Origin of the sequence: Mycolicibacterium smegmatis (assembly GCF_001457595.1) — a bacterium.
GTDB lineage: Bacteria > Actinomycetota > Actinomycetes > Mycobacteriales > Mycobacteriaceae > Mycobacterium > Mycobacterium smegmatis.
Window position 1 is genome coordinate 6,611,659 of the sequence record NZ_LN831039.1, and the last position, 24,982, is coordinate 6,636,640.

Annotated in this window: 24 protein-coding genes; 7 read left to right on the forward strand and 17 right to left on the reverse strand. The window is 66.9% G+C overall.

The window, feature by feature from the left end:
* Nucleotides 1–70: 70 nt before the first annotated feature.
* Both AT701_RS32050 and AT701_RS34965 read left to right on the forward strand, forming a co-directional pair.
* On the forward strand, nt 71–1,474 hold the full coding sequence (locus tag AT701_RS32050) for an IS1380-like element ISMsm10 family transposase (protein ID WP_058126046.1): 1,404 nt from the start codon (nt 71–73) through the stop codon (nt 1,472–1,474).
* Nucleotides 1,426–2,454, forward strand: a complete 1,029-nt coding sequence (locus tag AT701_RS34965; protein ID WP_157892606.1) for a 9-bladed beta-propeller domain-containing protein — start codon at nt 1,426–1,428, stop codon at nt 2,452–2,454. Before AT701_RS32050 ends, AT701_RS34965 begins: the two co-directional genes overlap by 49 nt.
* A gap of 13 nt (nt 2,455–2,467) precedes the next feature.
* Here AT701_RS34965 and AT701_RS32065 read toward each other — a convergent pair whose 3' ends face one another.
* Complete coding sequence (locus tag AT701_RS32065; RefSeq protein ID WP_058127309.1) at nt 2,468–3,256, reverse strand: helix-turn-helix domain-containing protein; 789 nt, start codon at nt 3,254–3,256, stop codon at nt 2,468–2,470.
* A 209-nt stretch (nt 3,257–3,465) separates the two neighbouring features.
* Here AT701_RS32065 and AT701_RS32075 point away from each other — a divergent pair, with 209 nt between their 5' ends.
* Entirely contained in the window at nt 3,466–5,661 is a 2,196-nt protein-coding gene (locus AT701_RS32075; protein ID WP_058127310.1) for an elongation factor G-like protein EF-G2, read from the forward strand.
* A gap of 1 nt (nt 5,662) precedes the next feature.
* On the opposite strand, the gene AT701_RS32080 is transcribed toward AT701_RS32075, so the two are convergent.
* The gene (locus AT701_RS32080) at nt 5,663–6,229 is read right to left on the reverse strand and encodes a carboxymuconolactone decarboxylase family protein (protein WP_011731343.1); all 567 of its coding nucleotides are present in this window, start codon (nt 6,227–6,229) and stop codon (nt 5,663–5,665) included.
* Nucleotides 6,230–6,329: 100 nt separating this feature from the next.
* Here AT701_RS32080 and AT701_RS32085 point away from each other — a divergent pair, with 100 nt between their 5' ends.
* The 3 genes from AT701_RS32085 to AT701_RS32095 all read left to right on the forward strand — a co-directional run bounded on the left by AT701_RS32085 (nt 6,330) and on the right by AT701_RS32095 (nt 9,050).
* Nucleotides 6,330–6,905, forward strand: a complete 576-nt coding sequence (locus tag AT701_RS32085; protein WP_058127311.1) for a TetR/AcrR family transcriptional regulator — start codon at nt 6,330–6,332, stop codon at nt 6,903–6,905.
* 27 nt (nt 6,906–6,932) lie between these two features.
* On the forward strand, nt 6,933–7,640 hold the full coding sequence (locus AT701_RS32090; protein WP_011731345.1) for an SDR family NAD(P)-dependent oxidoreductase: 708 nt from the start codon (nt 6,933–6,935) through the stop codon (nt 7,638–7,640).
* 258 nt (nt 7,641–7,898) lie between these two features.
* A complete protein-coding gene (locus AT701_RS32095; protein WP_223496048.1) occupies nt 7,899–9,050 on the forward strand; it encodes an MCE family protein in 1,152 nt (383 codons plus the stop codon).
* Here the strand turns inward: AT701_RS32095 and AT701_RS32100 are convergent.
* The 7 genes from AT701_RS32100 to AT701_RS32130 all read right to left on the reverse strand — a co-directional run bounded on the left by AT701_RS32100 (nt 9,040) and on the right by AT701_RS32130 (nt 15,100).
* On the reverse strand, nt 9,040–9,939 hold the full coding sequence (locus AT701_RS32100) for a DMT family transporter (RefSeq protein ID WP_058127312.1): 900 nt from the start codon (nt 9,937–9,939) through the stop codon (nt 9,040–9,042). The two genes, AT701_RS32095 and AT701_RS32100, sit on opposite strands and share 11 nt — an antisense overlap.
* Nucleotides 9,940–9,972: 33 nt before the next feature.
* Nucleotides 9,973–10,323, reverse strand: a complete 351-nt coding sequence (locus tag AT701_RS32105; RefSeq protein ID WP_003897958.1) for an STAS domain-containing protein — start codon at nt 10,321–10,323, stop codon at nt 9,973–9,975.
* Nucleotides 10,320–11,417 carry a cobalamin B12-binding domain-containing protein gene (locus AT701_RS32110; protein WP_058127313.1) on the reverse strand — a complete coding sequence of 366 codons (1,098 nt, stop codon included), beginning with the start codon at nt 11,415–11,417 and terminating at the stop codon, nt 10,320–10,322. The genes AT701_RS32105 and AT701_RS32110 overlap by 4 nt, the downstream gene beginning before the upstream one ends.
* A complete protein-coding gene (locus AT701_RS32115; RefSeq protein ID WP_014878683.1) occupies nt 11,414–13,057 on the reverse strand; it encodes a PP2C family protein-serine/threonine phosphatase in 1,644 nt (547 codons plus the stop codon). The genes AT701_RS32110 and AT701_RS32115 overlap by 4 nt, the downstream gene beginning before the upstream one ends.
* A 46-nt stretch (nt 13,058–13,103) precedes the next feature.
* Nucleotides 13,104–13,400, reverse strand: a complete 297-nt coding sequence (locus AT701_RS35905) for a hypothetical protein (RefSeq protein WP_003897961.1) — start codon at nt 13,398–13,400, stop codon at nt 13,104–13,106.
* 157 nt (nt 13,401–13,557) lie between these two features.
* The gene (locus tag AT701_RS32125; protein ID WP_003897962.1) at nt 13,558–14,265 is read right to left on the reverse strand and encodes a histidine phosphatase family protein; all 708 of its coding nucleotides are present in this window, start codon (nt 14,263–14,265) and stop codon (nt 13,558–13,560) included.
* A 1-nt stretch (nt 14,266) separates the two neighbouring features.
* A complete protein-coding gene (locus tag AT701_RS32130; RefSeq protein WP_036454044.1) occupies nt 14,267–15,100 on the reverse strand; it encodes an AraC family transcriptional regulator in 834 nt (277 codons plus the stop codon).
* Nucleotides 15,101–15,126: 26 nt separating this feature from the next.
* Between AT701_RS32130 and AT701_RS32135 the strand changes: the two genes are divergently transcribed.
* Complete coding sequence (locus AT701_RS32135) at nt 15,127–16,389, forward strand: amidohydrolase family protein (RefSeq protein WP_058127314.1); 1,263 nt, start codon at nt 15,127–15,129, stop codon at nt 16,387–16,389.
* A gap of 33 nt (nt 16,390–16,422) precedes the next feature.
* On the opposite strand, the gene AT701_RS32140 is transcribed toward AT701_RS32135, so the two are convergent.
* The 8 genes from AT701_RS32140 to AT701_RS32170 all read right to left on the reverse strand — a co-directional run bounded on the left by AT701_RS32140 (nt 16,423) and on the right by AT701_RS32170 (nt 24,948).
* Nucleotides 16,423–16,839 carry a QcrA and Rieske domain-containing protein gene (locus AT701_RS32140; protein ID WP_058127315.1) on the reverse strand — a complete coding sequence of 139 codons (417 nt, stop codon included), beginning with the start codon at nt 16,837–16,839 and terminating at the stop codon, nt 16,423–16,425.
* 15 nt (nt 16,840–16,854) lie between these two features.
* Entirely contained in the window at nt 16,855–17,373 is a 519-nt protein-coding gene (locus tag AT701_RS32145) for a DUF6529 family protein (RefSeq protein WP_014878685.1), read from the reverse strand.
* Between the two features lie 61 nt (nt 17,374–17,434).
* Nucleotides 17,435–17,935: a hypothetical protein gene (locus AT701_RS32150; RefSeq protein WP_223495920.1), complete on the reverse strand. Its 501-nt coding sequence runs from the start codon at nt 17,933–17,935 to the stop codon at nt 17,435–17,437.
* A gap of 77 nt (nt 17,936–18,012) precedes the next feature.
* Nucleotides 18,013–18,459: a hypothetical protein gene (locus tag AT701_RS32155; protein WP_003897968.1), complete on the reverse strand. Its 447-nt coding sequence runs from the start codon at nt 18,457–18,459 to the stop codon at nt 18,013–18,015.
* Between the two features lie 238 nt (nt 18,460–18,697).
* On the reverse strand, nt 18,698–19,669 hold the full coding sequence (locus AT701_RS34975) for an ESX-1 system-associated protein (RefSeq protein ID WP_162267887.1): 972 nt from the start codon (nt 19,667–19,669) through the stop codon (nt 18,698–18,700).
* Nucleotides 19,670–19,919: 250 nt separating this feature from the next.
* Nucleotides 19,920–21,650, reverse strand: a complete 1,731-nt coding sequence (irtB, locus tag AT701_RS32160) for a mycobactin import ATP-binding/permease protein IrtB (RefSeq protein ID WP_058127317.1) — start codon at nt 21,648–21,650, stop codon at nt 19,920–19,922.
* A complete protein-coding gene (gene irtA / locus AT701_RS32165; protein WP_058127318.1) occupies nt 21,647–24,238 on the reverse strand; it encodes a mycobactin import ATP-binding/permease protein IrtA in 2,592 nt (863 codons plus the stop codon). The genes irtB and irtA overlap by 4 nt, the downstream gene beginning before the upstream one ends.
* Complete coding sequence (locus AT701_RS32170; RefSeq protein WP_058127319.1) at nt 24,238–24,948, reverse strand: TetR/AcrR family transcriptional regulator; 711 nt, start codon at nt 24,946–24,948, stop codon at nt 24,238–24,240. The genes irtA and AT701_RS32170 overlap by 1 nt, the downstream gene beginning before the upstream one ends.
* Nucleotides 24,949–24,982 lie beyond the last annotated feature (34 nt).

Genomic DNA, 24,982 nt, shown 5'->3' on the forward strand with positions numbered 1-24,982 from the left:
AGTGCCTTCTGAGCTGCGATGATGAGTGTTCCTTACGCACTTATCGGCACAACTTCGAAAGGCACTTCCGGTGAAAGTGTCGCACAACTTCATGGCTGCGTCTGCAGTGTTCGATGATGAGCATCTGGTGTCGTGCGCCGGCCTGGTGCCGGTGATGACCCTGGCCAGCCAGACCGGGCTATCGGACCTGATCGCGGACAAGGTCGAAATCGTTGAACCGCGGATCAAGTCCGGCTCGGCCAATCCGTCACCGAAGCTGACGACAGTAATCGCCGGAATGTGCGCCGGCGCCGACAGCATCGACGACCTCGACATCGTGCGCTCCGGTGGAATGAAAGCCCTCTTTGGCGGCGTGTACGCGCCCTCGACCATCGGAACACTGTTGCGGGAGTTCACCTTCGGACACGCCCGACAACTGGAAGCAGTGCTGCGTGAGCATCTGGGCGGGCTCTGCGAGCGCGTCGCGTTGCTACCCGGCGCCGATACCCAAGCGTTCGTCGACATCGATTCACTGCTGCGCCCGGTCTACGGCCACGCCAAACAAGGAGCCTCCTACGGACACACCAAGATCGCCGGCAAGCAGATCCTGCGCAAAGGCCTCTCGCCGCTGATCACCACCATCAGCACCACCACGGGTGCCCCGATGATCACCGGAGCCCGGCTGCGGGCGGGCAAGACCAACTCCGGCAAGGGCGCAGCCCGGATGATCGCCCAAGCAGTCACCACCGCCCGCGCCGCCGGTGTCAACGGGCAGATCCTGGTGCGCGGAGACTCGGCCTACGGCAACAGCACCGTGGTGAATGCCTGCCGACGCGCCGGTGCCCACTTCTCGCTGGTGCTGACCAAGACCCGCGCCGTCGCTGCGGCCATCGAGGCCATCAGCGATAACGCCTGGACCCCGGTCAACTACCCCGGCGCAGTGCGCGACCCCGACACCGGCGCCTGGATCTCCGATGCCGAAGTCGCCGAAACCACCTACACCGCTTTCAGTTCCACCAACACCCCGGTCACCGCTCGGTTGATCGTGCGCCGGGTCAAAGACGCCCGATACCTCGATGCGCTGTTTCCGGTGTGGCGGTATCACCCCTTCTTCACCGATTCCGACGAACCCGTCGACGCCGCTGACATCACCCACCGCCGCCACGCCATCATCGAAACCGTGTTCGCCGACCTGATCGACGGACCGTTGGCGCATATGCCCTCCGGGCGGTTCGGCGCGAACTCGGCCTGGGTCCTGTGCGCGGCGATCGCCCACAACCTGCTGCGCGCCGCCGGGGTGCTCGCCGGCGGTGCCCATGCCCTCGCGCGCGGAGCCACACTGCGCCGCAAGATCGTCAACATCCCGGCTCGACTGGCTCGGCCCCAACGCCGACCCATCCTGCATCTACCCTCGCATTGGCCGTGGGCCCAGCAGTGGCTCACATTGTGGCGCAACACAATCGGCTACAGCCCGCCAACTGCTGCGACCCACTGACCACCGGACCCACAGGCCCCGACCCGAACATCACAGGAAAAGCTGGGCAGACCAGCGGCTACAGGCTGCCCACGACCTGGGCGCACGACAAAAATCAGCCCCAAACAACCTCAACAGGGTCGATCCACGGATCGAGGCTAAGACAGTCTCAGACCGACGGTCATCCGATCCTTCAGCGGCTCGGTGATCACCTGGTCGCCCTTGTCGACGGACAAGGAGTTCACGGGATCGGCGAACGCGCCGAGCTGACATGGCATGTAATCGGAACCGGCTCGCTCACTTATCCCGACGACGACAGTGATGTTGCACCGCCGGATCTCGCCGTCCAGTCCCGCCTGCGTGAACCCGACGTGGTGTTCTCTGTAGCCGACGGCACCGTCCTCACACCGGCGATACCCGCGGGCGAGCAAGTCCGGCGTGCTGCGGTCTATCCGGGTGGGTTCGCGTACGAGCTTGCGCGTGACCACTCAACTGGCGCAGGGATCGCCTTTTTCGATGATAAAGGTCGGCAGACCGGCCGCCTGGACGGTGAAGCGAAGCTCCTTACCGGCTCTGAAGCCTTACCAATGGCTCAGCTTGCCAACCAAGACCAGATTCTGTCGGTAACAGGCACCCCACTTCTGTCGTTGCCGAAGTCGACCTTGTTGCCCTACACCCGGCTCGCCGGAACGACGCTTCTCGTCTCCACCGACGAGGAGCACAGTGCGTGGCAACAATTCGATCTGCGCTCAGGTGACTCAGGTGTGACATGCAACAACGAGGCTCTCTGGTACTCCTATATAGGGTCCAGCGGTGACATCGTCCTCACGGGAGGTGGCCGCACACCCGTGCTTGCCCAGGCCATCGATCTAACCACGTGCGAAACCTTATGGACGCTACCTGGGTCAACCGAATCGGAAGCGAAGGATCTGTGGCGAGTCAACGAGACACTCATCCTCCGCGTCAACAATCAGTTGTCCTCCCTGGTCTCACCCGACTGATATGTGCAGGTTGTCAGGACCCACCGTAGGGTCCACCTTCACGAGCAAGGTCCTCCCCGATGAGTCCGTCGATGCACGCGCGTAGTGCAAAAGCATCAATGGGCTCGGCATATCCCGACCCGTCACACGTGTACAGGTAGGCGCCGTCGTCCTTCACCTGAACCCAATGCCGAGTCCCGCCACCCATCGATTGCACGGTGCCGGTGGCGACGATGTCGCTTTCGTCGACCTTGTCGTAGGCAGGGCCTCGCGGACCGGTATTCGCAACTGGGAAGCCGAAAGCGTCGTATTCGTCGACTGATTCGGGTGGGGGTGGTAATTGCTCTCCACCACCGCTGACCGCAATGCGTGGGCGGAAACCGGCATGCTCCAGGCCAACCGAATGGGCGATCGCGGCGCCTATATCGCCCGGCGGCAGTGAGTAAATGTCCACGATGTCAACACCATCGGAGTCGGTTTGCTGAACTGCGACGAATGCCGAGTCGTTCGCCGCCACGCCGTTGACGCGCAGATCCAGCGTGCCCTCGTCGGTGAAGCTCACACGACATCCCACGCAAACATCAGCCCGTGCAAAAGCTTCGACCCACTCCCGAACCTCTCTGAGGTCTCCTCCCGCGAGACGGTCCTCGATCGGTGCAACCTCTCTGGTGACAAGCCATACCGAGCCCACGGGTCGGCTGCGCCCAAGCGGAAAAGGAAGCCAGTCCCGCTCGTAAAGTCCGCATGCTGCCTCCAAATCGACCACCGCAACGGTGCCGACCGCATCCAGCGGCACCGTCTCACCACCCGGCAAGTACGTCATGGGCCCCAGCCTGCCATGGAGAGCACATTGTGAGGTCTTTCGCAGGCCGATTGGTCTGTACCGAAGCCGCTCTCGCGTCGTCGGCTGTTGCGCGCCATCCGTCCCATCCGGTTTCCCGTCGAATACTTGTGCTGTAGGTCACATCGGGGAATGGTGGAAACAGGCCCGAGGGCCGCAGCGTGGCGCCCCGGGGGACCAGGAGGACAGCTATGGCGGACAGAACACATTCTCCGGCCGGCAACGGGTCCGTGCCCACGGCGGAGCGTCCGGCCGCGATCCGGAACGTGGCACTTGTCGGGCCGTCGGGTGGCGGCAAGACCACATTGGTCGAGGCCCTGCTGGTGGCCGGGGGCGTGCTCACGCGGCCCGGTTCGGTGGCAGACGGTTCGACGGTGTGCGATTTCGACGAGGCCGAGATAGCCCAGCAGCGCTCGGTGAGCCTGGCGCTGGCGTCGTTGTCGCACAACGGGATCAAGGTGAACCTGATCGACACACCCGGCTACGCAGATTTTGTCGGCGAGTTGCGCGCGGGTCTGCGCGCCGCCGACTGCGCGCTGTTCGTCATCGCGGCCAACGAGACCATCGACGAGCCCACCAAGACCCTGTGGCAGGAGTGCGACGAGGTCCAGATGCCGCGGGCCGTGGTGATCACCAAACTCGACCACCCGCGCGCCAACTACGACGCGGCCCTCACCGCGGCCCAGGACGCGTTCGGCGACAAGGTCGCCCCGCTGTACTTCCCGGTCGGCGACGGCGAGAGTTGCAAAGGTGTGGTGGGCCTGCTCACCCGCACGTACTACGACTACAGCGACGGCACGCACACCGCGCGGCCGCCGGACGGCTCCCACGATGCGGCCATCGCCGAACTTCGCGGCTCCCTCATCGAGGGCGTGATCGAGGAGTCCGAGGACGAGACGCTCATGGAGCGCTACCTCGGCGGCGAAGAGATCGACGAGGCCGTGCTGATCGCCGACCTGGAGAAGGCCGTGGCGCGTGCCTCGTTCTTCCCGGTGATCCCGGTGTGCAGCCAGTCGGGGGTCGGCACGCTCGAACTCCTCGACATCATCAGCCGTGGTTTCCCGGCTCCGCCGGAACATCAGCTGCCGGAGGTGTTCACGCCACAGGGCGCACCCCGCAAGCCGCTGTCGTGCGATCCGGACGGACCGCTGCTGGCCGAGGTGGTGAAGACGACGTCGGATCCCTACGTCGGCAGGGTCAGCCTGGTCCGGGTGTTCTCCGGCACCATCAGGCCCGACGCCACCGTGCACGTGTCGGGCCATTTTTCTGCCTTCACCGACACGTCGGCCTCGCCCGGGGCCGCCGCTGCCGCCGACGGCAGCACGCACAGCCACGCCGATCACGACGAGGACGAGCGCATCGGCACGCTGAGCTTCCCGCTGGGCAAACAGCAACGCCCGGCGCCCACGGTGGTGGCAGGCGACATCTGTGCGATCGGCCGGTTGAGCCGGGCCGAAACCGGTGACACGCTCAGCGACAAAGCCGACCCGCTGGTGTTGCGGCCGTGGACCATGCCTGATCCGCTGCTGCCGATCGCGGTCGCGCCGCGCGCCAAGACCGACGAGGACAAGCTGTCGGTCGGCCTGCAACGGCTGGCGGCCGAGGATGCCACGCTGCGCATCGAACAGAACCCGGAGACGCACCAGATTGTGCTGTGGTGCATGGGTGAGGCGCACGCCGCGGTGGTGCTCGACGCGCTGTCGCGGCGCTACGGGGTGTCGGTGGACACCGTCGAACTGCGCGTCCCGTTGCGGGAGACGTTCGCGGGCAGGGCAACCGGACACGGCAGGCACGTCAAGCAGTCCGGCGGGCACGGTCAGTACGCGGTGTGTGACATCGAGGTCGAACCGCTTCCGGAGGGGTCGGGTTTCGAGTTCGTCGACAAGGTCGTCGGGGGCGCGGTGCCCCGGCAGTTCATCCCGAGCGTCGAGAAGGGCGTGCGCGCGCAGATGGAGAAGGGTGTCACGGGAGAGTCGGGCTATCCGGTCGTCGACATCCGTGTCACGCTGTTCGACGGCAAGGCGCACAGCGTCGACTCGTCGGACTTCGCGTTCCAGATGGCGGGCGCGCTGGCGCTACGCGAGGCCGCGGCGGCGACGAAGATCAACCTGCTCGAACCGGTCGATGACGTGACCATCGTGGTGCCCGACGATCTCGTCGGGACGATCATGGGCGATCTGTCCGGACGGCGCGGCCGCGTACTGGGCACCGACAAGCACGACGCCGACCGCACCGTGATCAAGGCCGAGATCCCCGAGGTGGAGTTGGTGCGGTACGCGATCGATCTGCGTTCGATGTCGCACGGTGCCGGCCAGTTCCGCCGGTCGTTCGCGCGTTACGAGCCGATGCCGGAGTCGGCCGCGGCCCGGTTGCGCACGAGCGCCTGAGTCAGCGGGCCGTTCCCACCGGCGCGTAGAACTCGGGGCGGCCCGCGCCTTCCTCAAGCTGGACCTCAAAGGTGTTGAGCGCCATGGCCAGAGTCAGGTACCCGCCCACGGTGAACATCAGATCCATGCGCTGGCGGTCGTCCAACCACCGGCCCAGCCGCGTCCACGTCTCGGGTGAGAGCTGCGCACCCGCCACCAACTCGTCGGTGGCATCGAGCACGGTTTGGTCGAATTCGTCTGCAGCGGAACCAGATCGGGCGGACTCCACGTCATCCACGGTGAGCCCCGCCAGCAGCCCCATCGCGGCGTGGTGGCCCCACTCGTAGACACAGCCCGCGCGGTACGCGGTCCGCAGGATCACCAGCTCCCGGATGCGCTCGGGCAGCAGTGAATCACGCTGCAGGTAGTTGTTGAACTGCAGGAAGTGGCGCGCCAGTTCGGGGTGGCGCACCAGGACGCCCAACGCGTTGCCCACGCCGTCGGCATCGCGCCGCTCGGGCGGCACCACCGACGCCAGCGCGTCGCGGGCGGCATCGTCCCAGTCCTCGGCCGGTAGCGGCGGCAGCATCTCAAAAGTCCTCTCAAACGGCGCGTTACTTTACGATCGACCAGTAATCTACTTTACGATCGTAAAGTAGATTGCGCGCGGATGAACGGGAGGACCGGCAGTGGACACGAGCACCGCCAATGCCGCCGCCACCCGTGTGCGCCTTGTCGACGCGGCCGTACGGCTGATCACCCGGCACGGCTTCGCGGGCACATCCCTGCAGATGATCGCCGATGAACTGGGCTTCACGAAGGCCGCGATCTACTACCACTTCCGCACCCGCGAGCAGCTTCTCGGCGCGGTCGTCGAGCCGTTCCTGAGCGAATTGCAGACCGTGATCGACGACGCCGAACGCCTGCGCGGCGTGCACGCCCGCGCCGATCGCATGGTGCGCGGCTATGCCGGGTTGGCCGTACGCAACCGCGCACTCGTGTCGGTGCTGGCGGGTGATCCGAGCGTGAACGAGGCATTGAAGACCCGTCCGGAGTGGGCGGCCCTGATCGATCGGCAGATGCGTCTGCTCACCGACGTCGCCCCCGGCCCGGCAGGCAGGGTCAAGGCGATGATGGTCTTCTCCGGGATGTCGGCCGCCGCCGGACCGGCGTCGGACGACATTCCCGTCGAGGAGCTGTACGCGCATCTGGTCGACACGAGCCGCCGCGCCCTCGGCCTGCGCGCGCCGCGTGAAAAAGCCTGATCTGCAAGACGTTACGAAAGGAAGTACATGACGGCCAAGACGGCACTGGTCACCGGGGGCGCCTCCGGGATCGGCAAGGCGATCGCCGAGCGACTGGCCTCCGACGGTCACCAGGTCGCGATCCTGGACCTCAACCCCGGCGACGGCCCCCATGCCTACACCGCCGACGTCACCGACCGCGCCCAGGTCGACGGCGTGTTCAAGGCCGTCCGTGAAGAACTCGGGCCGGTCAGCATCCTGGTCAACGCCGCCGGCCTCAGCGATTTCACGCCGTTCACCGACATCTCGTTCGACCACTGGCAGCGCGTCGTGAACGTCAACCTGCACGGCGTCTTCCACGTCGTGCAGGCCGCGCTGCCGGACATGGTCGCCGCCGGATGGGGCCGCATCGTCAACATCTCGTCGTCCAGCACGCATTCGGGTGTGCCCTACATGAGCTCGTACGTATCGGCGAAGTCCGCCGTGAACGGGCTCACCAAATCACTGGCGCTCGAATTCGGGCCGGCAGGCATCACGGTCAACGCGGTGCCACCGGGGTTCATCGACACGCCGATGCTGCGCGCCGCCGAGGCGCGGGGCGAACTCGGCGACATCGACGACACCATCGCCGCCACCCCCGTTCGGCGTATGGGCAGACCCGAGGACATCGCGGCGACCTGCTCGTTTCTGATCTCCGAAGAAGCCGGCTACATCACCGGCCAGATCATCGGCGTCAACGGCGGCCGAAACACCTGAGGCACAACGCCGCACGCGCAACAATGAGAAGTGTGACCGGGCTCTCGCAACATAGGTGATTTGATGTTCGCCGCAGTAACGCCGATTTGTTGCGGTGACCATCGGTCATCTGGAAAGGTTTGCTAGGCTCACGTTTTTCGCTGCGTCAATAAATCGGGGGTTGGTCAGGTGGCCTCATCCGCGGCGTTGCAGGATCGCCTCGGCCAGCGGTTCAAGCACTGGCGTTACGACCCGCCGTACAAGACCGCATGCGCGGGCATGGTGATTCTCGTCGTCACGGTGCTGGTGCTGACCTGGATGCAGTTCCGCGGTGATTTCGAGGACAAGGCCGAGATCACGCTGTTCGCAAGCCGATCCGGGTTGTCGATGGACCCCGGTTCGAAGGTCACGTTCAACGGTGTGCCGATCGGCCGCCTCAAGGGCGTCGACGTGGTCGAGGTCGACGACAATCCCGAGGCCAGGCTGACGCTCGACATCGATCCGAAGTACCTCGACCTGATCCCGGCGAACGCGGTCGCCGAGCTGCGCGCGACGACGGTGTTCGGCAACAAGTACGTCTCGTTCACCGCGCCCGAGCATCCGTCGGCCGAACGCCTCTCGGCGTCCACACCCATCCGGGCGCAGGGCGTGACCACGGAGTTCAACACGCTGTTCGAGACCATCACCGCGATCTCCGAGCAGGTCGACCCGATCAAGCTCAACGAGACCCTGACCGCTGCCGCACAAGCCCTCGACGGCCTGGGCGACAAGTTCGGCCGCTCGATCGTCGACGGCAACGCGATCCTGGCCGACGTCAATCCGCGCATGCCGCAGATCCGTCGCGACATCACGGGTCTGGCGAACCTCGGCGAGGTCTACGCCGACGCGGCCCCGGATCTGTTCGACGGTCTGGACAACGCCGTGACCACCGCACGCACCCTCAACGACCAGCGCCACGATCTCGATCAGGCGCTGGTGGCGGCGGTCGGGTTCGGCAACACCGGCGGCGACATCTTCGAGCGCGGCGGCCCGTACCTGGTGCGCGGAAATCAGGACCTGCTGCCGGTCTCGGAGATGTTCGACCGCAACAGCCCCGCGCTGTACTGCACGATCAAGAACTACCACGACGCTGCGCCCAAGTTCGCCGCGCAGACCAACAACGGCTACTCGTTCCAGCTGAACGACACGTTCGTCGGCGCGGGGAACCCGTACGTGTATCCGGACAACCTGCCGCGCGTGAACGCCAGGGGCGGCCCCGAGGGCCGGCCCGGCTGCTGGCAGCCCATCACCCATGATCTGTGGCCCGCGCCGTATCTGGTGCTCGACACCGGCGCGTCGATCGCGCCGTACAACCACTTCGAACTGGGCCAGCCGATGTTCATCGAGTACGTGTGGGGCCGCCAGGTCGGCGAGAACACCATCAACCCGTGACGGTCTTGGCTTCCATCTCGGCTTCGAGCGTCTCCTCGTAGGCGCCCTCGTCGCGGCCCAGGGCGATGGTCGCCGCGATCATCGCGGCGATCGCCAGCGTCAGGGCGACGGGTTGCCAGCCGGCGATCGACAGGTGTTCACCCAGCACGACCGAGCCGAGCAGCACCGCGACGACGGGTTCGAGCACCAGCATCGTCGGCACCGAGGTCTGCAGCGAGCCGGCGTGGAACGCCGACTGCTGAAGCAGGGTCGCCAGGACCCCGAGCACCACGACGAGATACAGCGCGGGTGTCGTGAACGTCGCGAGCACGTCGCCGTCGGCGACCATGTGCATCACGATCTTGGTGAGCACGGCCACGACACCGAACATCACGCCCACCGCGGCGGCCAGCAGCACCGCGCGACGCCAGTTGCTGCTGCGCGTCGCGAGCACGACGCACAGGGCGACGACGGACGTGCAGACCACCGCGACGGTGACCGTGGTCGACACCGAAACCGAATAGGTCCCCGTGCTGGTACGGGCCAGCAGCACGAACACGGTCAGCGCGCCCGTGAGCAACAGCGCCCACATCCAGTCGGCGCGACTCACCGTGCGGTGCGCCAGGCGCGCGCTCAACGGCAATGCGAACAACAGCGCCGACACCAGGACCGGTTGCACCAGCAGCAGGGAGCCGAATCCGAGCGCGAGTGCCTGGAACCCGTATCCCATGACGGCCGAGATGGTGCCTGCCCACCACAGCTTGCGCCGCAGCAGCGTCCGCAGCATCACGGTGCTCACGCCTTTCCCGGCGGGAACGTCCAGCGTCGCGCGTTGGCGCACCACGATGCCGACGGCCATGAAGATCGCTGCACACAGAGCGAGAAGCACCGCGATGCTGTTGCCGAGCACGCGCCGTCAACCCCTTCTTGTCTGGCTGATCTGTTACTCGCCGGACGCGGAGTCGGAGGTGTCCGGCGTCGCGGTCAGGTACTCCAGGATGCCGGTGATGTCGAGCAGCCGCTCAAGATGCGGTGGCCGACGATCGATGTGCAGCTGGATGCCCGCAGGCGAGGTCTGCCGGTGGATGTTGAGCAGGCCGGACAGGCCCGCAGAATCGCAGAAGGTCAGGTCGGCGCAGTCGAGCCGCAGATCGTCGAGGGTCTGGTTGGTCGACAGGAGCTCGCTCACGTAGTCGACCAGTTTGTTGGTGGTCATGAAGTCGAGCTCACCGGCGACGGTCACCGTCGCCGATCGGCTGCCGTTCTCGGCTGCGGTGTTCAGTGAGAGGTTCATCCATTGCGCCTTGCGTAGGTGGCGTGCAACATGTCGCGGGCTGCGCTGAGCATCCGCTGGGTCCTGGGGAAGTCCTGCAACTGAGCTCCGAGCAGTTCGAGGGTGGGCTGTAGCGAATCTACCGGTACACCGCGCGCGTCGAGCACCTCGGCGGTCCAGGCGATGAACCCCGTGAACAGTTCGGGGTCGTCGACGTAGAGCGCCGTGGCGAGGAAGTCGACGATGTGCGCGACGTCGGTGCTGGTGTGTTGGCGTTGTAGTTGGGAGTAAGACGCCATGGCTGGTACCCGTTTTTCCAGCCCGGAAACCGTGTCCCGGACCAGCTGTCCAGCGGTGGTGCTGACCATGGTGTATTCCTGGTCGGCGAGGTGGGGAAGCTCGTCGAACAGGTGGTCGCGGGGCGCGCGCCGCGTCAGGGCGAGACCGTCGGCCAGTTGCGCGGCCGCGGCCCTGGCGTCCGGTGCCCACGCGTCGGCCCCGAGCAGCCGCGCGTAGCGACCGTCGGGTCCGAATCCGGCGCCGCCCACCAGCACGGGCACCCCGGCCCCCTGGCATGCCGTGATGGCCGCGTGTGCTGTGGGCAGGCGGGTGGATATCGAGCACGACAGTGCGACCGCGTCGGGTCCGTGCTGATGCAGGTGGGCGATCAGGTGCGGCGTGGGCACCTGGGCGCCGAGGAAGTCGACGCGCCAGCCCCGCAGTCGCAGCACCTCGGCGAGCAACCGCGCCGGCAGCGCGTGCCATTCGCCGTCGGCGCAGGCCACGGCAACCCGCCCGGTGGTGGTCTGCCGTGCCACGGCCGGGTGGCGTACCAGCGCCGCGATCACGCGGTCGTTGATCGCGGTCGCGGCGTGCTCGGCGGCCACGCTCAGGCGGTTGTCGGCCCATTCCACGCCCACCCTGCGCTGCACGGCGGCGATGACGTCGAGCAGCAGATCCTCGGCGGGCACTCCGTCCTCGAGCGCCCCGAACACCACGTCGACCGCGGCGTCCTCGTCGGCGTCGATCACCGCGTCCCACAACCTGTCCCGCAACGACTCGACCACGGCGGGATCCGTCACGGGATCGGCCGCCGCGCCGTCACTGTGGCTCACCGCCGAACCTCGCTCCGCAGAACACTTTCCGCACGGCGCCCGCGGCGGGGTGCGGTGATCGCGACCACCGCGACGTCGTCGTGACCGCGCTGCCGGATCCACTCGGCGGTCAGCATCATGATCCGCTCCACGACCGCCTCCGCGGGCAGGCCCGCGCACTCCGAAAGCGCGGCGGCGAGCCTTTCCTCGCCGAACATCTCATTGCCCATCGGGCCGCCCCTGGCCTCGGTCACGCCGTCGGTGTAGAGCAGGCACGTCTCCCCGGGTTCCAGGATCGTCTCGCACGTCGTGGCCGTGATCTCGGGGACGGCGCCGACGAGCATGCCGCGCGTACCGGCCTCTTCGACACTGCCGTCGCGACGGACGATCAACGGCGACATGTGCCCCGCGCTGGTGAGCCGCAGCGCCACGTCGTCGTCGCGGCGGGCGGCCGACGCGAGCACGACAGTGGCGAAGCGTGTGTGTGCCGCCGACAGCAGCGCGCGGTTCAGCAGCCTCAGCACACGGCCGTGGTCGTCGGCCAACGGCGCGAGCGCCTGCAGGGTGTTGCGGATCTTTCCGGTGAGGACCGCTGCGTCCAGACCCTTTCCGCACACGTCTCCGAGTACGACGAGGGTTTCGTCGTCGGGTGTGGTCGCGGGGTGCACATCGTAGAAGTCCCCGCCGACGGTCTGGTGGTCCTCGGCCGCGCGGTAACCACCCGCGATCTCGATTCCGTGCTGGTGCGCCAGTTTCGGCGGCAGCAACTCGTCCATCAGGGTGCGTGTGATCGCCGCCTGCTCGGCGTACAGGCGTGCGGCCGACAGGGCGGCGCCCGCGCGTGCCGCGAAGAGCCGGGCGAACACCTCTTCACCGTCGTCGAACGCGGATTTGGCGCTGTGGCGCAGCAGCACCAGCGCACCGGCGGGCACGCCGTGTCCCGGTAGCGGCGTGACGACCACCGATCCGACGGTCCCGGTGAGGTCGCGCGGGATGAGCCAGTCGGGTACCGAGTTCGGGTCGATCCACCGAGACGGCACCGGCGGGAAACCGCGCAGCGCTTCGGTGAGTCCCGCCACGGTCGCCGGGTCGGCCTCGACGCTGCGGTGCTCGACCGTCCCGGCGGTGCACACCATGTCGAGGCGCGGCCCGCTCGGCGGCGCGATGACCACGGCGCCGTCGGCGAGTCTCGGGACGGCGACCCGGACGATCGCCTCCATGCAGCGGTCGGCGTTCAGCGACGCCATGAGCACCGCCGACACCTCGTCGAGGAAGTTCGCGCGCTCGCGTTCGCGCCTCAGTTCGCGCTCGACGGCGCGCAATTCACGGCCGGCATCGGTGACAGCGCCGGCGCGGCCCGCGGGGAACAACCACCACGCCACCTCGCCTCGGGGCAACGGCGTGGGTCGCGCTGTGCAGCCGTCGGGCCCGGTCTCGGTCTGGGCGGGTCCCGCGTCGCCGTGGCGGACGTGGGCCTCCCACAACCACGGTGCGCAATCGGACAGGTGGCGACCGGTGCGCAGGCCCGGCAGCGCATCGCGTGCGGCATCGCTCGCCGACCGGATGACGCCCTCGGCGTCCGCGACGATCACCGGATGGGGAGCAGAGGTCCAGACGTCGTCGAGTGCGCCCTCGACGTCGATCGCCGCCTCTTCCCTCATCCAATCTCCTCACGCCCAGAACTCGCGCCCGCCTCGGGCACGAGGACTAGACGACCTGCAGGTGCCGCCTGGGACGTGGTTGCACGTCGTCCTCAGACGGTACCGGGGGATTCGGCGGTGGAGGAGCGATCTTGTCATTGACGCTGGCCACGACCGAGTCAACGCGGTTCACCGCGTTGTCACACATGTCGCGCACCCGACCGCTGGCGGTCTCAACGTCGTCGGCTGCACTGCGCAGGTATGCCCTGAGGTTAACCCGAAGCCGTTCACCCGCGCTGCGCGCCCGCTGCCGAACGCGGTCGTCCACCTCGATGGTGACGTACCTCGTCAACCGGAATCTCATGGCCGAAACCTCATAGTCCCGCTCCCATCTTCGATGCCATGGATCACATTAACCGTGCACGGCCACGGCACAATCCTGACGTGATCGGCACCGCAGCCGCCCACGCATGACATGCAACTCACACCATGATCGCCGATGACCAGCGCGTGCCGCGCGTTCATTCGGTGTTGATGCCGTCCCAATCCACCAGCGTCCAGCCACCGGTGGGATTGCCCTTGACCACCGCGTGACCGGTGTTGCCGAGCGGGTGGCGCGACAGCAGGCCGAGATCGGGATTGTCGACGTTCATGGCGACCCACGTCATGATCGCGCCGGCGTGCGAGAAGGCCACGGGATCGGTGTCCTCACTGTCGTAGATCTCGCGGACGGCCTCGTCGAACCGGGCGTCGAACTCGTCGCCGTCGATCGAACCCGGAATCCGCGCGGTCCGGTCGCCCTGCAACCACCGCGTCGGGGCCTCGTAGTAGGTGAAACCCGCGAGCGCCTCGGGTTGTCCCTCGTAGATACCTGCCTCGATCTCCCGTAGGCCCGGCAACACCGTCACGGGTTCTCTCGACAGATCCGCGAGGGGCTGCGCGGTCTGTTGCGTGCGGATCATGGTGGACGCGTAGATCCCGTCGAACGTGTGCCCGGCGGCGAGTTTCTGCGCGGCGGTTTCGGCCTGTTCGCGTCCCAGCGCGGTGAGCGGCGGGCCGGGTGTCGAGGTGTCGATCAAACCCGAGGCGTTGCCTTCGGACTGCGCGTGGCGCACGAGCGTCAGCGTGATGATGCGCTGTGCGACGGCGTTCGGCGCGGTCAGCATCCCCGCGACCAGGGCCACCACCAATGCCGCGACGGCCGCGGTTCTTCTGGTGTGCGTTGTCATGTCAGCTTCCGGTCGCTCGGCGGCGGTAGTTCGACGGCGTCTCCCCACAGAACTGCGCGAAGCATCGCGTGAAGGAGCTCAGGTTCTCGAAGCCCACGGCGGTCGCGGTCGCCTGCACCGACTGGTCCTGATCGGCAAGCAGCGCCATGGCGCGCAACATCCGTGCATGCAGAAGGTATGTGCGCCAGGACATCCCGATCGTGTCGGCGAACAGTCGCCGCAGCGTGCGTTCGGAGACCGACACCGCCCGGCTCACCTGCTCGGCGGTCACCGAGTCGAGGTGTTCCTTGGTGTAGGCCAACGCCGCCGCGACGATGGGGTTGTCGGACGTCGGCAGGCTCAGCGGCGCCTCGTGGTCGAGTGCCTCGGCGACCAGGTTGGCCAGTGTCTGGAAGAAGCCGTCGGAGATCTCGTCGCCGTCGGCCCGGTCGATGGGCCAGCGCAGGCCGTAGATCATCATCTCGCGGATCAGCGGCGACACGGCGATGATGCGTGCGCGGGTACCGCCGTCGGGGATCATCTGCGGGTCGAACATCACCGCGACGGTCTTGACGTCCGGGTTCATCACCGCCTGGTGCTGTAGGCCCGCCGGAATCCACGCGGCCTGCTGCGGCGGCAGCAGATAGTGGGCCGCGTCGGTCTCGACCTCGACGACGCCGTGCAGCGCGTACTCGATCTGATGCACCTCGTGCGAGTGCCATCCGGTGATCAGCCCCTCGCCCTCGTAGAGGTAGCTGCCTGCCGGCGCGCGGCCACCGCGGCGCAGTTCGATGACCGGGCGGGTGAGGTTGGCCGTTTCGGTCAAACCTCTGTCCGAAAGCGCAGAGACGGTCACACCACAAGACGGTACTACTGAGAGCTATGCAGACTGACGACCTGATCCTCGTGAGCATCGACGACCACGTCGTGGAACCGCCGGACATGTTCCTGCGCCACGTCCCGGCCAAGTACCGGGACGAGGCGCCCATCGTCGTCACGGACGAAAAAGGCGTCGACCAGTGGATGTACCAGGGGCGCCCGCAGGGGGTGAGCGGTCTCAACGCGGTGGTGTCGTGGCCGGCCGAGGAATGGGGACGTGATCCGGCGGGCTTCGCCGAGATGCGTCCCGGCGTCTACGACGTGCACGAGCGCGTGCGGGACATGAACCGCAACGGCATCCTCGCCTCGATGTGCTTCCCGACGTTCACCGGGTTCTCGGCGCGGCATCTCAACATGCACCGCGAGGAGGCCACACTCGTGATGGTGTCGGCCTACAACGACTGGCACATCGACGAATGGGCGGGTTCCTACCCGGACCGGTTCATCCCGATCGCGATCCTGCCGACCTGGAACCCCGAGGCCATGTGCCGCGAGATCCGCCGTGTCGCGGCCAAGGGATGCCGTGCGGTGACCATGCCCGAACTGCCGCATCTTGAGGGCCTTCCGAGCTATCACGACGACGACTACTGGGGCCCGGTGTTCACCACGCTGTCGGAGGAGAACGTGGTGATGTGCCTGCACATCGGCACGGGCTTCGGCGCGATCAGCATGGCGCCCAACGCGCCGATCGACAACCTGATCATCCTGGCCACCCAGGTCTCGGCGATGTGCGCGCAGGATCTGTTGTGGGGCCCGGCCATGCGCAACTACCCGGACCTGAAGTTCGCGTTCTCAGAAGGCGGAATCGGTTGGATCCCCTTCTATCTCGACCGCAGCGACCGTCACTACACCAATCAGAAGTGGCTGCGCCGGGACTTCGGCGACAAGCTGCCGTCGGACGTCTTCCGCGAGCACTCCCTGGCGTGCTACGTCACCGACAAGACATCGCTGAAGCTGCGGCACGAGATCGGCATCGACATCATCGCCTGGGAGTGCGACTACCCGCACTCGGACTGCTTCTGGCCGGATGCGCCCGAACAGGTGCTCGCCGAGCTGAACGCCGCCGGGGCCAGTGATTCCGACATCCACAAGATCACGTGGGAGAACGCCTGCCGGTTCTTCAGCTGGGATCCGTTCGCCCGCACGGCGCGCGAGGAAGCCACCGTGAAGGCTTTGCGTGCCAAGGGTTCCGACGTCGACGTGTCCATCCGCTCACGCGCCGAGTGGCGCAGGCTCTACGAAGAGAAGCGCCTCACCAAAGCATGATCGGACCGGCGTGATCGGGCCGGCCTGATCGGCTCACTGCAGGACGATCGAATCACCCTCCACCCCGACGCTTTTCGCGTCGAGTGGGCGCGCCGCGGGGCCTTTGGCGACGGTTCCGTCGAGGTTGAACTCGCTGCCGTGGCAGGGGCAGTGGATGGTGCCGTCGGCGATCTCGTTCACCGTGCAGCCTTTGTGTGTGCACTTCGACGAGAAGCCCTTGAACACGCCCGCTGTGGGCTGCGTGACCACGGTGTCGCCGACGATCACTCCGGACCCCACCGGCACGTCGGCGACCTCGGCGATCACCTCACCGCCGGCGGGTGCCGGCCCTGCAGAGTCTGACGGGTCACTCTTGGCGGGCCCGTCACCGTAGGCGGCGCACCCGGCGACCGCGGTGGCGGCCAGGGTGCTACCGGTGCCGACGAGCGCTTGGCGGCGAGTTGCGTGCATGAGAATCCCTGCTTTCTAGAAGGTCAGGCCCGTGGTGTCGAAGAACCACAGCGCCGAGGTGAGCCAGACGTAGACGAGCACAAAGAACAGCAGACCACCCATGACAGGGATGACCCACGGTTTCAGCCCTTTCCGGGTCAACAACATCATCTTGGCCACGAACACGCCGTAGAAGAAGCACCCGAACAGCGAGTGGAACAGCACCCGCGAGTCGCCGCCCTGGAAACCCAGGGCGTACAGGCAGTGCACCGCGACCGGGACACTGGCCAGCACCGCGACCCGGCCCGACCACACGTGCGCCGGTCCGATCCATCGTGGTGCACGGCCGCTCGGCGTCAGCCGGTACATCACGAAAGCCGACACCAACTGGAAGACGGCCAGGCCGACGGCCAGCGTCGCCAGCCACGATTTCACCGCGGTCCCGCTGGAGAAGCCGGCCAGGCTGATCGAGAAGAACTGCGGCTCATGGACTCTGCCGAACACCCCGAGTCCGACCGCGACCGCGGACCCGACCAGGACGGGTACCAGGATCATCGAGGCGCCCGCGGGTGTGACGACCGGCGCGGGCCGGGTGGGCGCCGAGTAGAAATCGGGATCAGAAGACACTGGTGGCTCCCGGTACGGCGGTGAAGTCCCAGTTCTTGTCGTTGATGCGCAGGTTGCCGACGACGGTATTGCCCTGATGCGTGCCGTTGAGTTCGGAGGTCTTGGCCTGGTCGGCCAGCTTGAGCACGCCGTTCTCGGCGGTACCCCACATCCACGTCTCGATGCCCTTGTTGTCACATGCGTAGGCGCGTGCCTTGGCGCCGTCGACGCGGATCTCCAGCGCGATGTTGCCGGTCTTGGTGGGGATGTCGGCGACGAAGTCCTCACGGTCGGCGAAGGGGCGCGGCGCGGGGGTGGTGGGCGTGGTGGGCGGTGCCGCGGGCACCGGGGACACCGCGGCGGTGCCGGTCGGCGCCGGGGCCGTCGATGTCGCGGCAGGCGGATTTCCGGATGCGGTCGATTCAGGCTGTCGGCTGACGTTGAGCAGGAACAGGCCGGTTCCGACGACAGCGACAGCACCGATGGTGGCGATGGGTCCTTTGATGTTCATGCCGACGAGCATGCGCGCCGGCCGCCACCTGGTACTTGGAGAAGATGTGGAGATCGTCTGGAGATATACCTGGCAATTCAGGCGCGCAGGCTGACGTGCCCTGCCACGCGGGATGCGAACACCTCGGTCTCGACCACGTCGACGTCCGTGATCCCGGCCGCCCCGAGTGCCGCGGCCTTGAACGCGCGACCGGCGCTGCTGAGCCGGTGTCGGTAGGTCTCCTGAGCCTGGGGCGCGGTCCCCCACACCAGCACGTCGGTGCAACGCGCCAGCAGCTCGTTGATGCCGCCCGCGCGAGCGTAACCATCGGCCCCGATCGCCAGCATCCACCGGTCGTCGGCGAAGTCCGTGATGCCGTCGACGACGTCGGCGCCGAGAATCTCCAGCGGCCGAATCCCCTCGCCCCCAGCCAATTCGACCGTGACGCGCCACCCGGCCATCACGTGGTCGACGATCAGACCCGCGGCGTTGCCGACCACCTCGGCCACGTCATCTGCCACCACATGTAGCCGGTAGATGGTCATCGAGTTCTCCCTCGTCGGCGATTCACCGGATCACGCCCAAGCGGTGTTACGTCGCGTATGGACCGTTGACGAAGTCCACCAAGAACGGGTCGAACACCAGCTGTGATGTGTCATATGACCTCCCGCCCAGGCTCCGGCGCCTAACTGTAATAGTTACAGTAGGCAGGTTCAAGGGATTGACTTCGGCCGCTTGCTCCCAGTACAGAGTCGGCGTGTCGGCTATCTCGGGTAAGCAGGCTCAACCGACTGCGGCGTCACACGCAGACGCCACTAGACCTGCAACCTTGATGGACGCATTCGCCAGGTGCTTATCCGCGGGGGCATAGGTAGTCAGAGCGAGTGCATAGGCCTGTCGGTATTGACTCGACAGGTCGGCGAAGTCGCGAAAGATGGCGTTGTCACTTCGTTGACCCAACACCAAAAGCTGGTTTGCGAGGAGGTTCATCACCGGCGTCACCTGCTCGTTTATGCGCTTCTGCTCGGGTGACCACTCAGTTCCCGGAATGTTGGGATCGGTTGCACGCCATTCTGCTGTATCAGCATCAAATGCTGTCAAAGTTGCGAGCCAATCACTGCACACAGGATTGGGCTGCTGAAGGAAGGTTGCTGGGTCGCTGACGTCGTCCACTGGTGCAATTTGAGAAGGCGCAGGCAGGTGTGGGACTAGCGGCCCCCGCGCAGCTGCAGATCCGAACCCGATTGCAGCACAGATATTTCCAATGGCATCGGCAGCTGTGATAGCAACGCCGGCCAACGGATCATGCTTTCCCGTGTAGCCGGGAACACTATCCGCATAGGCGACTGAGTAGGCGATGAACTGCTCGTAAAGCTCACGCATGACACGGTGCGGCGTTAGTTTCACGAGCGGAGCCAACTTCTCCGATGCTCGGCGCATTGCATTCGCCACATCCTCGTACTGCGCGCGCACTTCGGGTGTCCAGGCCGACGCCGGTACGGCCGGGTCTCTGTTTTCCCAGCCATTCCGGATCTCGCCCCACCACTCTGAAAAGACGGGGTGCTGAGCCATGCATGTGGGGTCTTCGGTGATGACAGAGACGGGACCGTCATCGTCCGCGCTCGCCACGTCGTGGGGACCCACGTTCCTTGATATTTCCGACGCCGTGGTCGAACCGTTGCCTTCACGAGTGACGAAGATCGTTACGGCGACCGTTACGCCGATGATTACGACTATCGCAAGCCCACCGAGCATCCACCTCCAAGCACCACCACCTTTTGGCGGCCGAGGCGACGGGTACGGTCCGGAGTTGCCAGCAGCCGGGTACTGGAATGCACCATCACCAGTAGGCGGCTTGCCATGTGGAGGCGGCATAGTCACCTAATCACCTCCCCCGAGTTCCGAGCCGTCAGCTGTCTGTTGGACCGATTATCACAGCGGGCGCGTGCCCAACAGTGTTATCGCGTCGATATAATCGTCGCGCAGTTTGAACGTCCGGCTGCGCTCAGTGCGTGATCTGCCAGTCCGCGGCCTCGTGTTGCCGACGCCAGAACTCGTCGAACCGGCCACCGGCCGCGAGCAGACCGTCGATGGTGCCGTCCTCGACGATGCGCCCGCCGTCGAGGAACAGCACCCGGTCGGCGTGCCGGATGCTCGCCAGGCGGTGCGCGACGATCACGCGCGTGCGGGGCCGCAGATCGGCGGTGAGTGCGTCGACCACGGCGGCCTCGTTCTCGGTGTCCAGAGCGCTGGTGGCCTCGTCGACGAGCAACACGGGCGCGGGTTTGACGAGCGCACGGGCGATGCTGACGCGTTGGCGCTCACCGCCGGACAGCGCGGCGCCGGCCTCGCCGACCTTCGACGCGTCACCTTTGGGCAGCCGCGCGGTGAGTTCGTCGACCCGCGCGAGCCGTACCGCAGCGGCCAGACGGTCCTCGTCGGCACCCGGATCGCCCACCAGGATGTTGTCGCGGATGGACCCGTCGAACAGGTAGGGCTGCTGGAACACCACACTGGTTGCGGCCCTGCGCGACTCGTCGTCCAGGCTCGCGGCGTCCACGCCGTCGATCAGCACCCTGCCCTCGGTCGGCTGGTGCAGACCCGCGATGAGCGACAGGATCGTGCTCTTGCCGGATCCGGATGGACCGACGATCGCGGTGGTGCTTCCTGGTTCCAGCACGAAGCTCACGTCGTCGAGCACCGGGTGGTCGCCGTAGCCGAAGGTGACACAGTCGAATTCGATGCGTGGCGCAGACTTGGTGTCGGCAGGCGCGGCGTCGCCCGCGGTCAACGTGGGCGCGTCGAGCACGGCCCGGATACGCCCGAGGGTCCCGCGCGTGGATTCGATGGCAGGCGTCAGTTCGCTCAGCGACGTGAACGGTTCGAGGTAGCGCGCCACCACGACGATCATCGCGACGGCTTCCGGCACGCTGAGTTCGCCACGCACGGTCAGCCACGTGGCCATGCCCGCGAGCAGGATCAGCGCGAGCTGGCTGGCGAGGCTGAACAGCAACTGGCCGGGGATCTGCATGGCGAGCAGTCGCACGCCGGCGCCGTGCTGGGCGCCCAGCGCGTCGCCCACCAGGCTGCGCGCGGGCTCGACGCGGCGTGCGGCACGCAGTGCCTGCTGGGTGCGCGCGAACTCGATGATCCGTTCGGTGAAGGCGCTGTTGGTCTCGTCGGCGACGGTATCGGCCTTGCGGCTCAACCGGTTCGACGCCCACATCGCACCCAGCAGCACCACGACACCGGCCAGGGCCGCCAGCCCCAGCGGTGGTGACACCGCGACCAGCGCCACGGCGATCGCCGCGGGCAGCAGCACGGCACCGATCAGCGGCGTGAGCAGGTTGACCACCAGGCCGACGAGTTCCGGCCCGGTCGAGGCGATGGCCTGGCGCGCCGTCGCGGTGTTCTCGGCCGTGAGCCAGTCCAGCCGGATGTCCGGCAACCGGTCGGCGACGTCGTGCTGTGTGTGGTCGAGCACCGCGAAGCCGAGGTTGAAGCCGAGCCGCGACGTCGTGGTATCGACGATCCAGCCTGCCGCGGTGGCCGCGGTCAACCAGCCCAGCCACGGCCAGGCGTCCTGCGGGGTGTCGCCGAACAGCGCCGCGACCAGCGGTACGAGCAGCACCGTGCCGACCGCGCGGATCACCACCGACAGGACCGTCAGTACGGTGTACAGCCCCAACATGCCGCGCTTGTCGGCGGGGACGAGGGCGATGAGGGTGCGGATCATCGGACGGCCTCCCCCGTCGGGCCTGCAGCGGTGGCAAGGGCGGGTCGCTGTCCGGTTTCCCAGAGTTGGCGGTAGCGCCCGGCCGCGTCCAAAAGCCCCTCGTGCGTTCCGGTTTCGACGATGCGGCCGCCCTCGAGCACCACGATCTGATCGGCGTGCGTGATGGTGTGCAGGCGGTGTGCGATCACCAGCACGGTGCGGTCTCTGGTCAACCGGTTGAGCGCCTGCTGCACCAGGTATTCCGATTCGGGGTCGGCGAACGCGGTGGCCTCGTCGAGGATCAGCACCGGGGTGTCGGCGAGGATCGCGCGTGCGATCGTGAGCCGTTGCTTCTCGCCGCCGGACAGGCTCGATGCCGCACCCAGCGGGGTGTCGTAGCCGTTGGGCAACCGCATGATCCGCTCGTGGATCTGCGCGTCACGCGCGGCGGCCTGGATCCGCTCGATGCTCGCGTCGGGTTCGGCCAGTGCGATGTTCTCGGCGACGGTTCCACCCACCAGCTGGGTGTCCTGCAGCACGAAACCGACCTGGCGATAGAGCTCGTCGGCGGTGAGCGTGCGAATGTCCCTGCCGCCCACGCGGATCGCACCGGCGTCGACGTCGTGCCACCGGGCCAGCAGGGCCGCCAGCGTCGACTTGCCCGAACCCGACGGACCCACCAGTGCGGTCACGGTGCCCGGCTTGAGCTGCAGCGAGATGTCGTGCAGCACCGGGACGTCCGGGCGGTACCCGAAGGTGACGTTGTCGAACACGACGGTCGGTTCACCGTCGTGTTTCTCGGTCTGTTCACGTACGTCGAGTTCGGTCTCGTCGAGCGTGGTCTGGATACGCCGTGCCGCGAGCATGCCGCCGCGGATCCCACCGAGGCCGTACGCGATGCCGAGCAGGCGCACGCCGAACGTGGTGCCCAGCAACAGGAACGGCAGGATGTCCACTGGATCCATGGCGCCCGAGGTGATCATCGGGGTGCCCACCGCGACGATCAGCCACAGGAAGGTTCCCGGACGCGTGACCAGGTCCATCATCGACTTCTTGCCCGTGAACGGCTTCTGCCAGGCGACCAGGAACCCGATGTACTCGTCGAGTCGGCGACGGAAGCTCGAGGCCGCGGCACCACCGAATACGCGCACCACGGGCTGACCTTCGAGGTAGGCCCCGGCCTCAGCGCTCATCCGCTCGGCCCAGCGCTGTGACTGCGCGATCTTGGGCCCGGACTGAATCGTCATGACCGTCATCAGCACCAGGTAGATCAGCACCGGGACGAACATCACGAACGCCAACCGCCAGTCGACCACGAACAGGTAGACGAGCACCGCGACCGGGGCGATGACCGCGGCGACCGCGTCCGGGATCGCATGCGTGATCAGGTAGTGCAGTGACAGCGTGTCGTCCTGGACGAGCTGTTTGATCGAGCCCGAGCCACGAGCGGTGAACCAGCCCAACGGAAGCCGCGACATCTTCGTCAGCAGACCGGTTCGCAGGTCACGTGCGAACCGCGCGTCGACGAGGTGCAGCCACAGCGTCAGCGCGGCGGCCAGGAAGCTGCCGGTTCCCAGCAGCGAGATCGCGACCACGCCGAGGGTCCACAGGCGGTCCGACGGGGCCCCCGACAGGAGCAGCCTTGCCAGTTCCACCAGCAGGACGAACGGTGCGAGCTGGACGAGGGTGATGATCGCCTGCAGGACACCGGAGATGATGAGTGTGGTCTTCAGCGGGGCCAGCAGTCGCCCCGCGGCCTGCGCGCGCCAGTTGCCGCGCCTGGCCGCGGCGGGCGTCGCGGTCTCTGACGTTCCGGTCGCGTCGGCTCCGGGCGCGGGCGTCACCTCGGGTGACTTGTCGTCGTCGCCGCGCTTGGTGCCCATCGCACGGCCTTCGGTCCAGTAGGCCTGCGGGTGCAGTTCGGTCTTGGGGAACCCGAATTCGTCGCGCAGGCGGGTGCGCAGATGCTTGAGTGAGCCGGCCTCCGGGGTCACCCAGCAGTACCAGTTGGACCAGTCGCGCGCCTCGATGGCGCCGGCCAGCGACGTGGCGTCCTCGCGCACCACCCAGTGCACACGCATCCGGGGGTGCTCGGCGATGGGGATGAGCCGGTCGTTCTCGTCGTGCTCTTCGAGGTACACCTCGATCGGGATGTCGTGCGGGACGACACCGATGATGCCGTTGATGGCGGGTGTGGCCGCGGCGTCGCCGATCAGCAGATACCCCGCGGGCGGGTCCTCGGGGACGCTGAAGCCGGCCGATCCCAGCGTCATCACCGCGACGGTGTCGCCGGGCTCGGCCGATCTGGCCCACTGCGATGCCGGACCGGCGGGTTCGTGCAGCACCACGTCGATCGCGAATTCGCCGGTCTCGGGCGACATCTCGGACATCGTGTAGGCGCGCTGGAATTCGGTCTCGGACCCGGCCGGGTCGGGGAACCAGAACCGCAGCCAGGAGGTCGGTTCGGCCACCGCGTCTTCGAACAACGTCGGCGAAACCATCCTCAGCCGTATGAGATTCGGCGTGATCGCCTCGGTGCTCACCACCGTCGCCTGGTGATCACGCGCACCGAAGCCACGCATCATCACGCCCTGGATTCCGCGCGCCATCAGCGGTCCTCTCCCGTATTCGTCAGTTCTGCCACGATGTCGCCGATCGACCGGCCGGCGTGCGCTGCGGTCAGCAGCCCCCGGATCACGGCGTTGAGTAGGAGCTCGAGGTACTTCTCGGCCGAGAGTTGCATGCCTGCGCTGTGCACCGGCCCCAGCTCGGCGTCGGCGGCCAGCCTTTGTGCGGCCGCGTCACGCTCGCGGTCGTAACCCTCGTCGGAGTGGCTCGCCTCGGCCTTCATCTCATGCTGGGCGGCCATGCCGATCGCGATGAGGGCGACCGAACTGCTGAGCAACGCCGCGGCCTCGGCCGTATAGCCACGCCGCCCGAGGATCGAGACCTCATCGGACAGCAGGCGGGCGCCGGCCTCGCCGCGCGGGAAGAGCAGTTGCATGTAACGGGCGAGCCCCGGATTCTGCAGCGCGAAGCCGTGCAGCGTCGTACCGAACGCCAGCAGGTGCTCCTCGATGGTGTCCCCGGTGTCCGTCAGTTCGAGGTCGGCGAGCAAGCTCTCCCCCACCAGGCGCTCGAGTTCCCAGCGCCCACCGATGTGCCGGTAGAGCGCGGTGGCCGATACCCCGAGCCGTGTGGCCACCGCGTTGATGCTCAGACGGTTCATGCCCAGCTCACGACCGGCGGACACGATGTCAGCGACGGTGATGAGCGGGGGCCGCCCACCGACCCGCGTTGCCGCGTCCTGCACTGCCATCACCGCCTTCGAGGAAAGTTACCCCCACAAACTA

What these genes read in the sequence shown, in the direction of transcription:
- AT701_RS32065 (WP_058127309.1), bottom strand. Translation starts at nt 3,256, where the DNA reads ATGACGTACTTGCCGGGTGGTGAGACGGTGCCGCTGGATGCGGTCGGC.
- AT701_RS32075 (WP_058127310.1), top strand. Translation starts at nt 3,466, where the DNA reads ATGGCGGACAGAACACATTCTCCGGCCGGCAACGGGTCCGTGCCCACG.
- AT701_RS32080 (WP_011731343.1), bottom strand. Translation starts at nt 6,229, where the DNA reads ATGCTGCCGCCGCTACCGGCCGAGGACTGGGACGATGCCGCCCGCGAC.
- AT701_RS32090 (WP_011731345.1), top strand. Translation starts at nt 6,933, where the DNA reads ATGACGGCCAAGACGGCACTGGTCACCGGGGGCGCCTCCGGGATCGGC.
- AT701_RS32095 (WP_223496048.1), top strand. Translation starts at nt 7,899, where the DNA reads ATGGTGATTCTCGTCGTCACGGTGCTGGTGCTGACCTGGATGCAGTTC.
- AT701_RS32105 (WP_003897958.1), bottom strand. Translation starts at nt 10,323, where the DNA reads ATGAACCTCTCACTGAACACCGCAGCCGAGAACGGCAGCCGATCGGCG.
- AT701_RS32115 (WP_014878683.1), bottom strand. Translation starts at nt 13,057, where the DNA reads ATGAGGGAAGAGGCGGCGATCGACGTCGAGGGCGCACTCGACGACGTC.
- AT701_RS35905 (WP_003897961.1), bottom strand. Translation starts at nt 13,400, where the DNA reads ATGAGATTCCGGTTGACGAGGTACGTCACCATCGAGGTGGACGACCGC.
- AT701_RS32125 (WP_003897962.1), bottom strand. Translation starts at nt 14,265, where the DNA reads ATGACAACGCACACCAGAAGAACCGCGGCCGTCGCGGCATTGGTGGTG.
- AT701_RS32135 (WP_058127314.1), top strand. Translation starts at nt 15,127, where the DNA reads ATGCAGACTGACGACCTGATCCTCGTGAGCATCGACGACCACGTCGTG.
- AT701_RS32140 (WP_058127315.1), bottom strand. Translation starts at nt 16,839, where the DNA reads ATGCACGCAACTCGCCGCCAAGCGCTCGTCGGCACCGGTAGCACCCTG.
- AT701_RS32145 (WP_014878685.1), bottom strand. Translation starts at nt 17,373, where the DNA reads ATGATCCTGGTACCCGTCCTGGTCGGGTCCGCGGTCGCGGTCGGACTC.
- AT701_RS32150 (WP_223495920.1), bottom strand. Translation starts at nt 17,935, where the DNA reads ATGAACATCAAAGGACCCATCGCCACCATCGGTGCTGTCGCTGTCGTC.
- AT701_RS32155 (WP_003897968.1), bottom strand. Translation starts at nt 18,459, where the DNA reads ATGACCATCTACCGGCTACATGTGGTGGCAGATGACGTGGCCGAGGTG.
- AT701_RS34975 (WP_162267887.1), bottom strand. Translation starts at nt 19,669, where the DNA reads ATGCTCGGTGGGCTTGCGATAGTCGTAATCATCGGCGTAACGGTCGCC.
- irtB (WP_058127317.1), bottom strand. Translation starts at nt 21,650, where the DNA reads ATGATCCGCACCCTCATCGCCCTCGTCCCCGCCGACAAGCGCGGCATG.
- irtA (WP_058127318.1), bottom strand. Translation starts at nt 24,238, where the DNA reads ATGGCGCGCGGAATCCAGGGCGTGATGATGCGTGGCTTCGGTGCGCGT.
- AT701_RS32170 (WP_058127319.1), bottom strand. Translation starts at nt 24,948, where the DNA reads ATGGCAGTGCAGGACGCGGCAACGCGGGTCGGTGGGCGGCCCCCGCTC.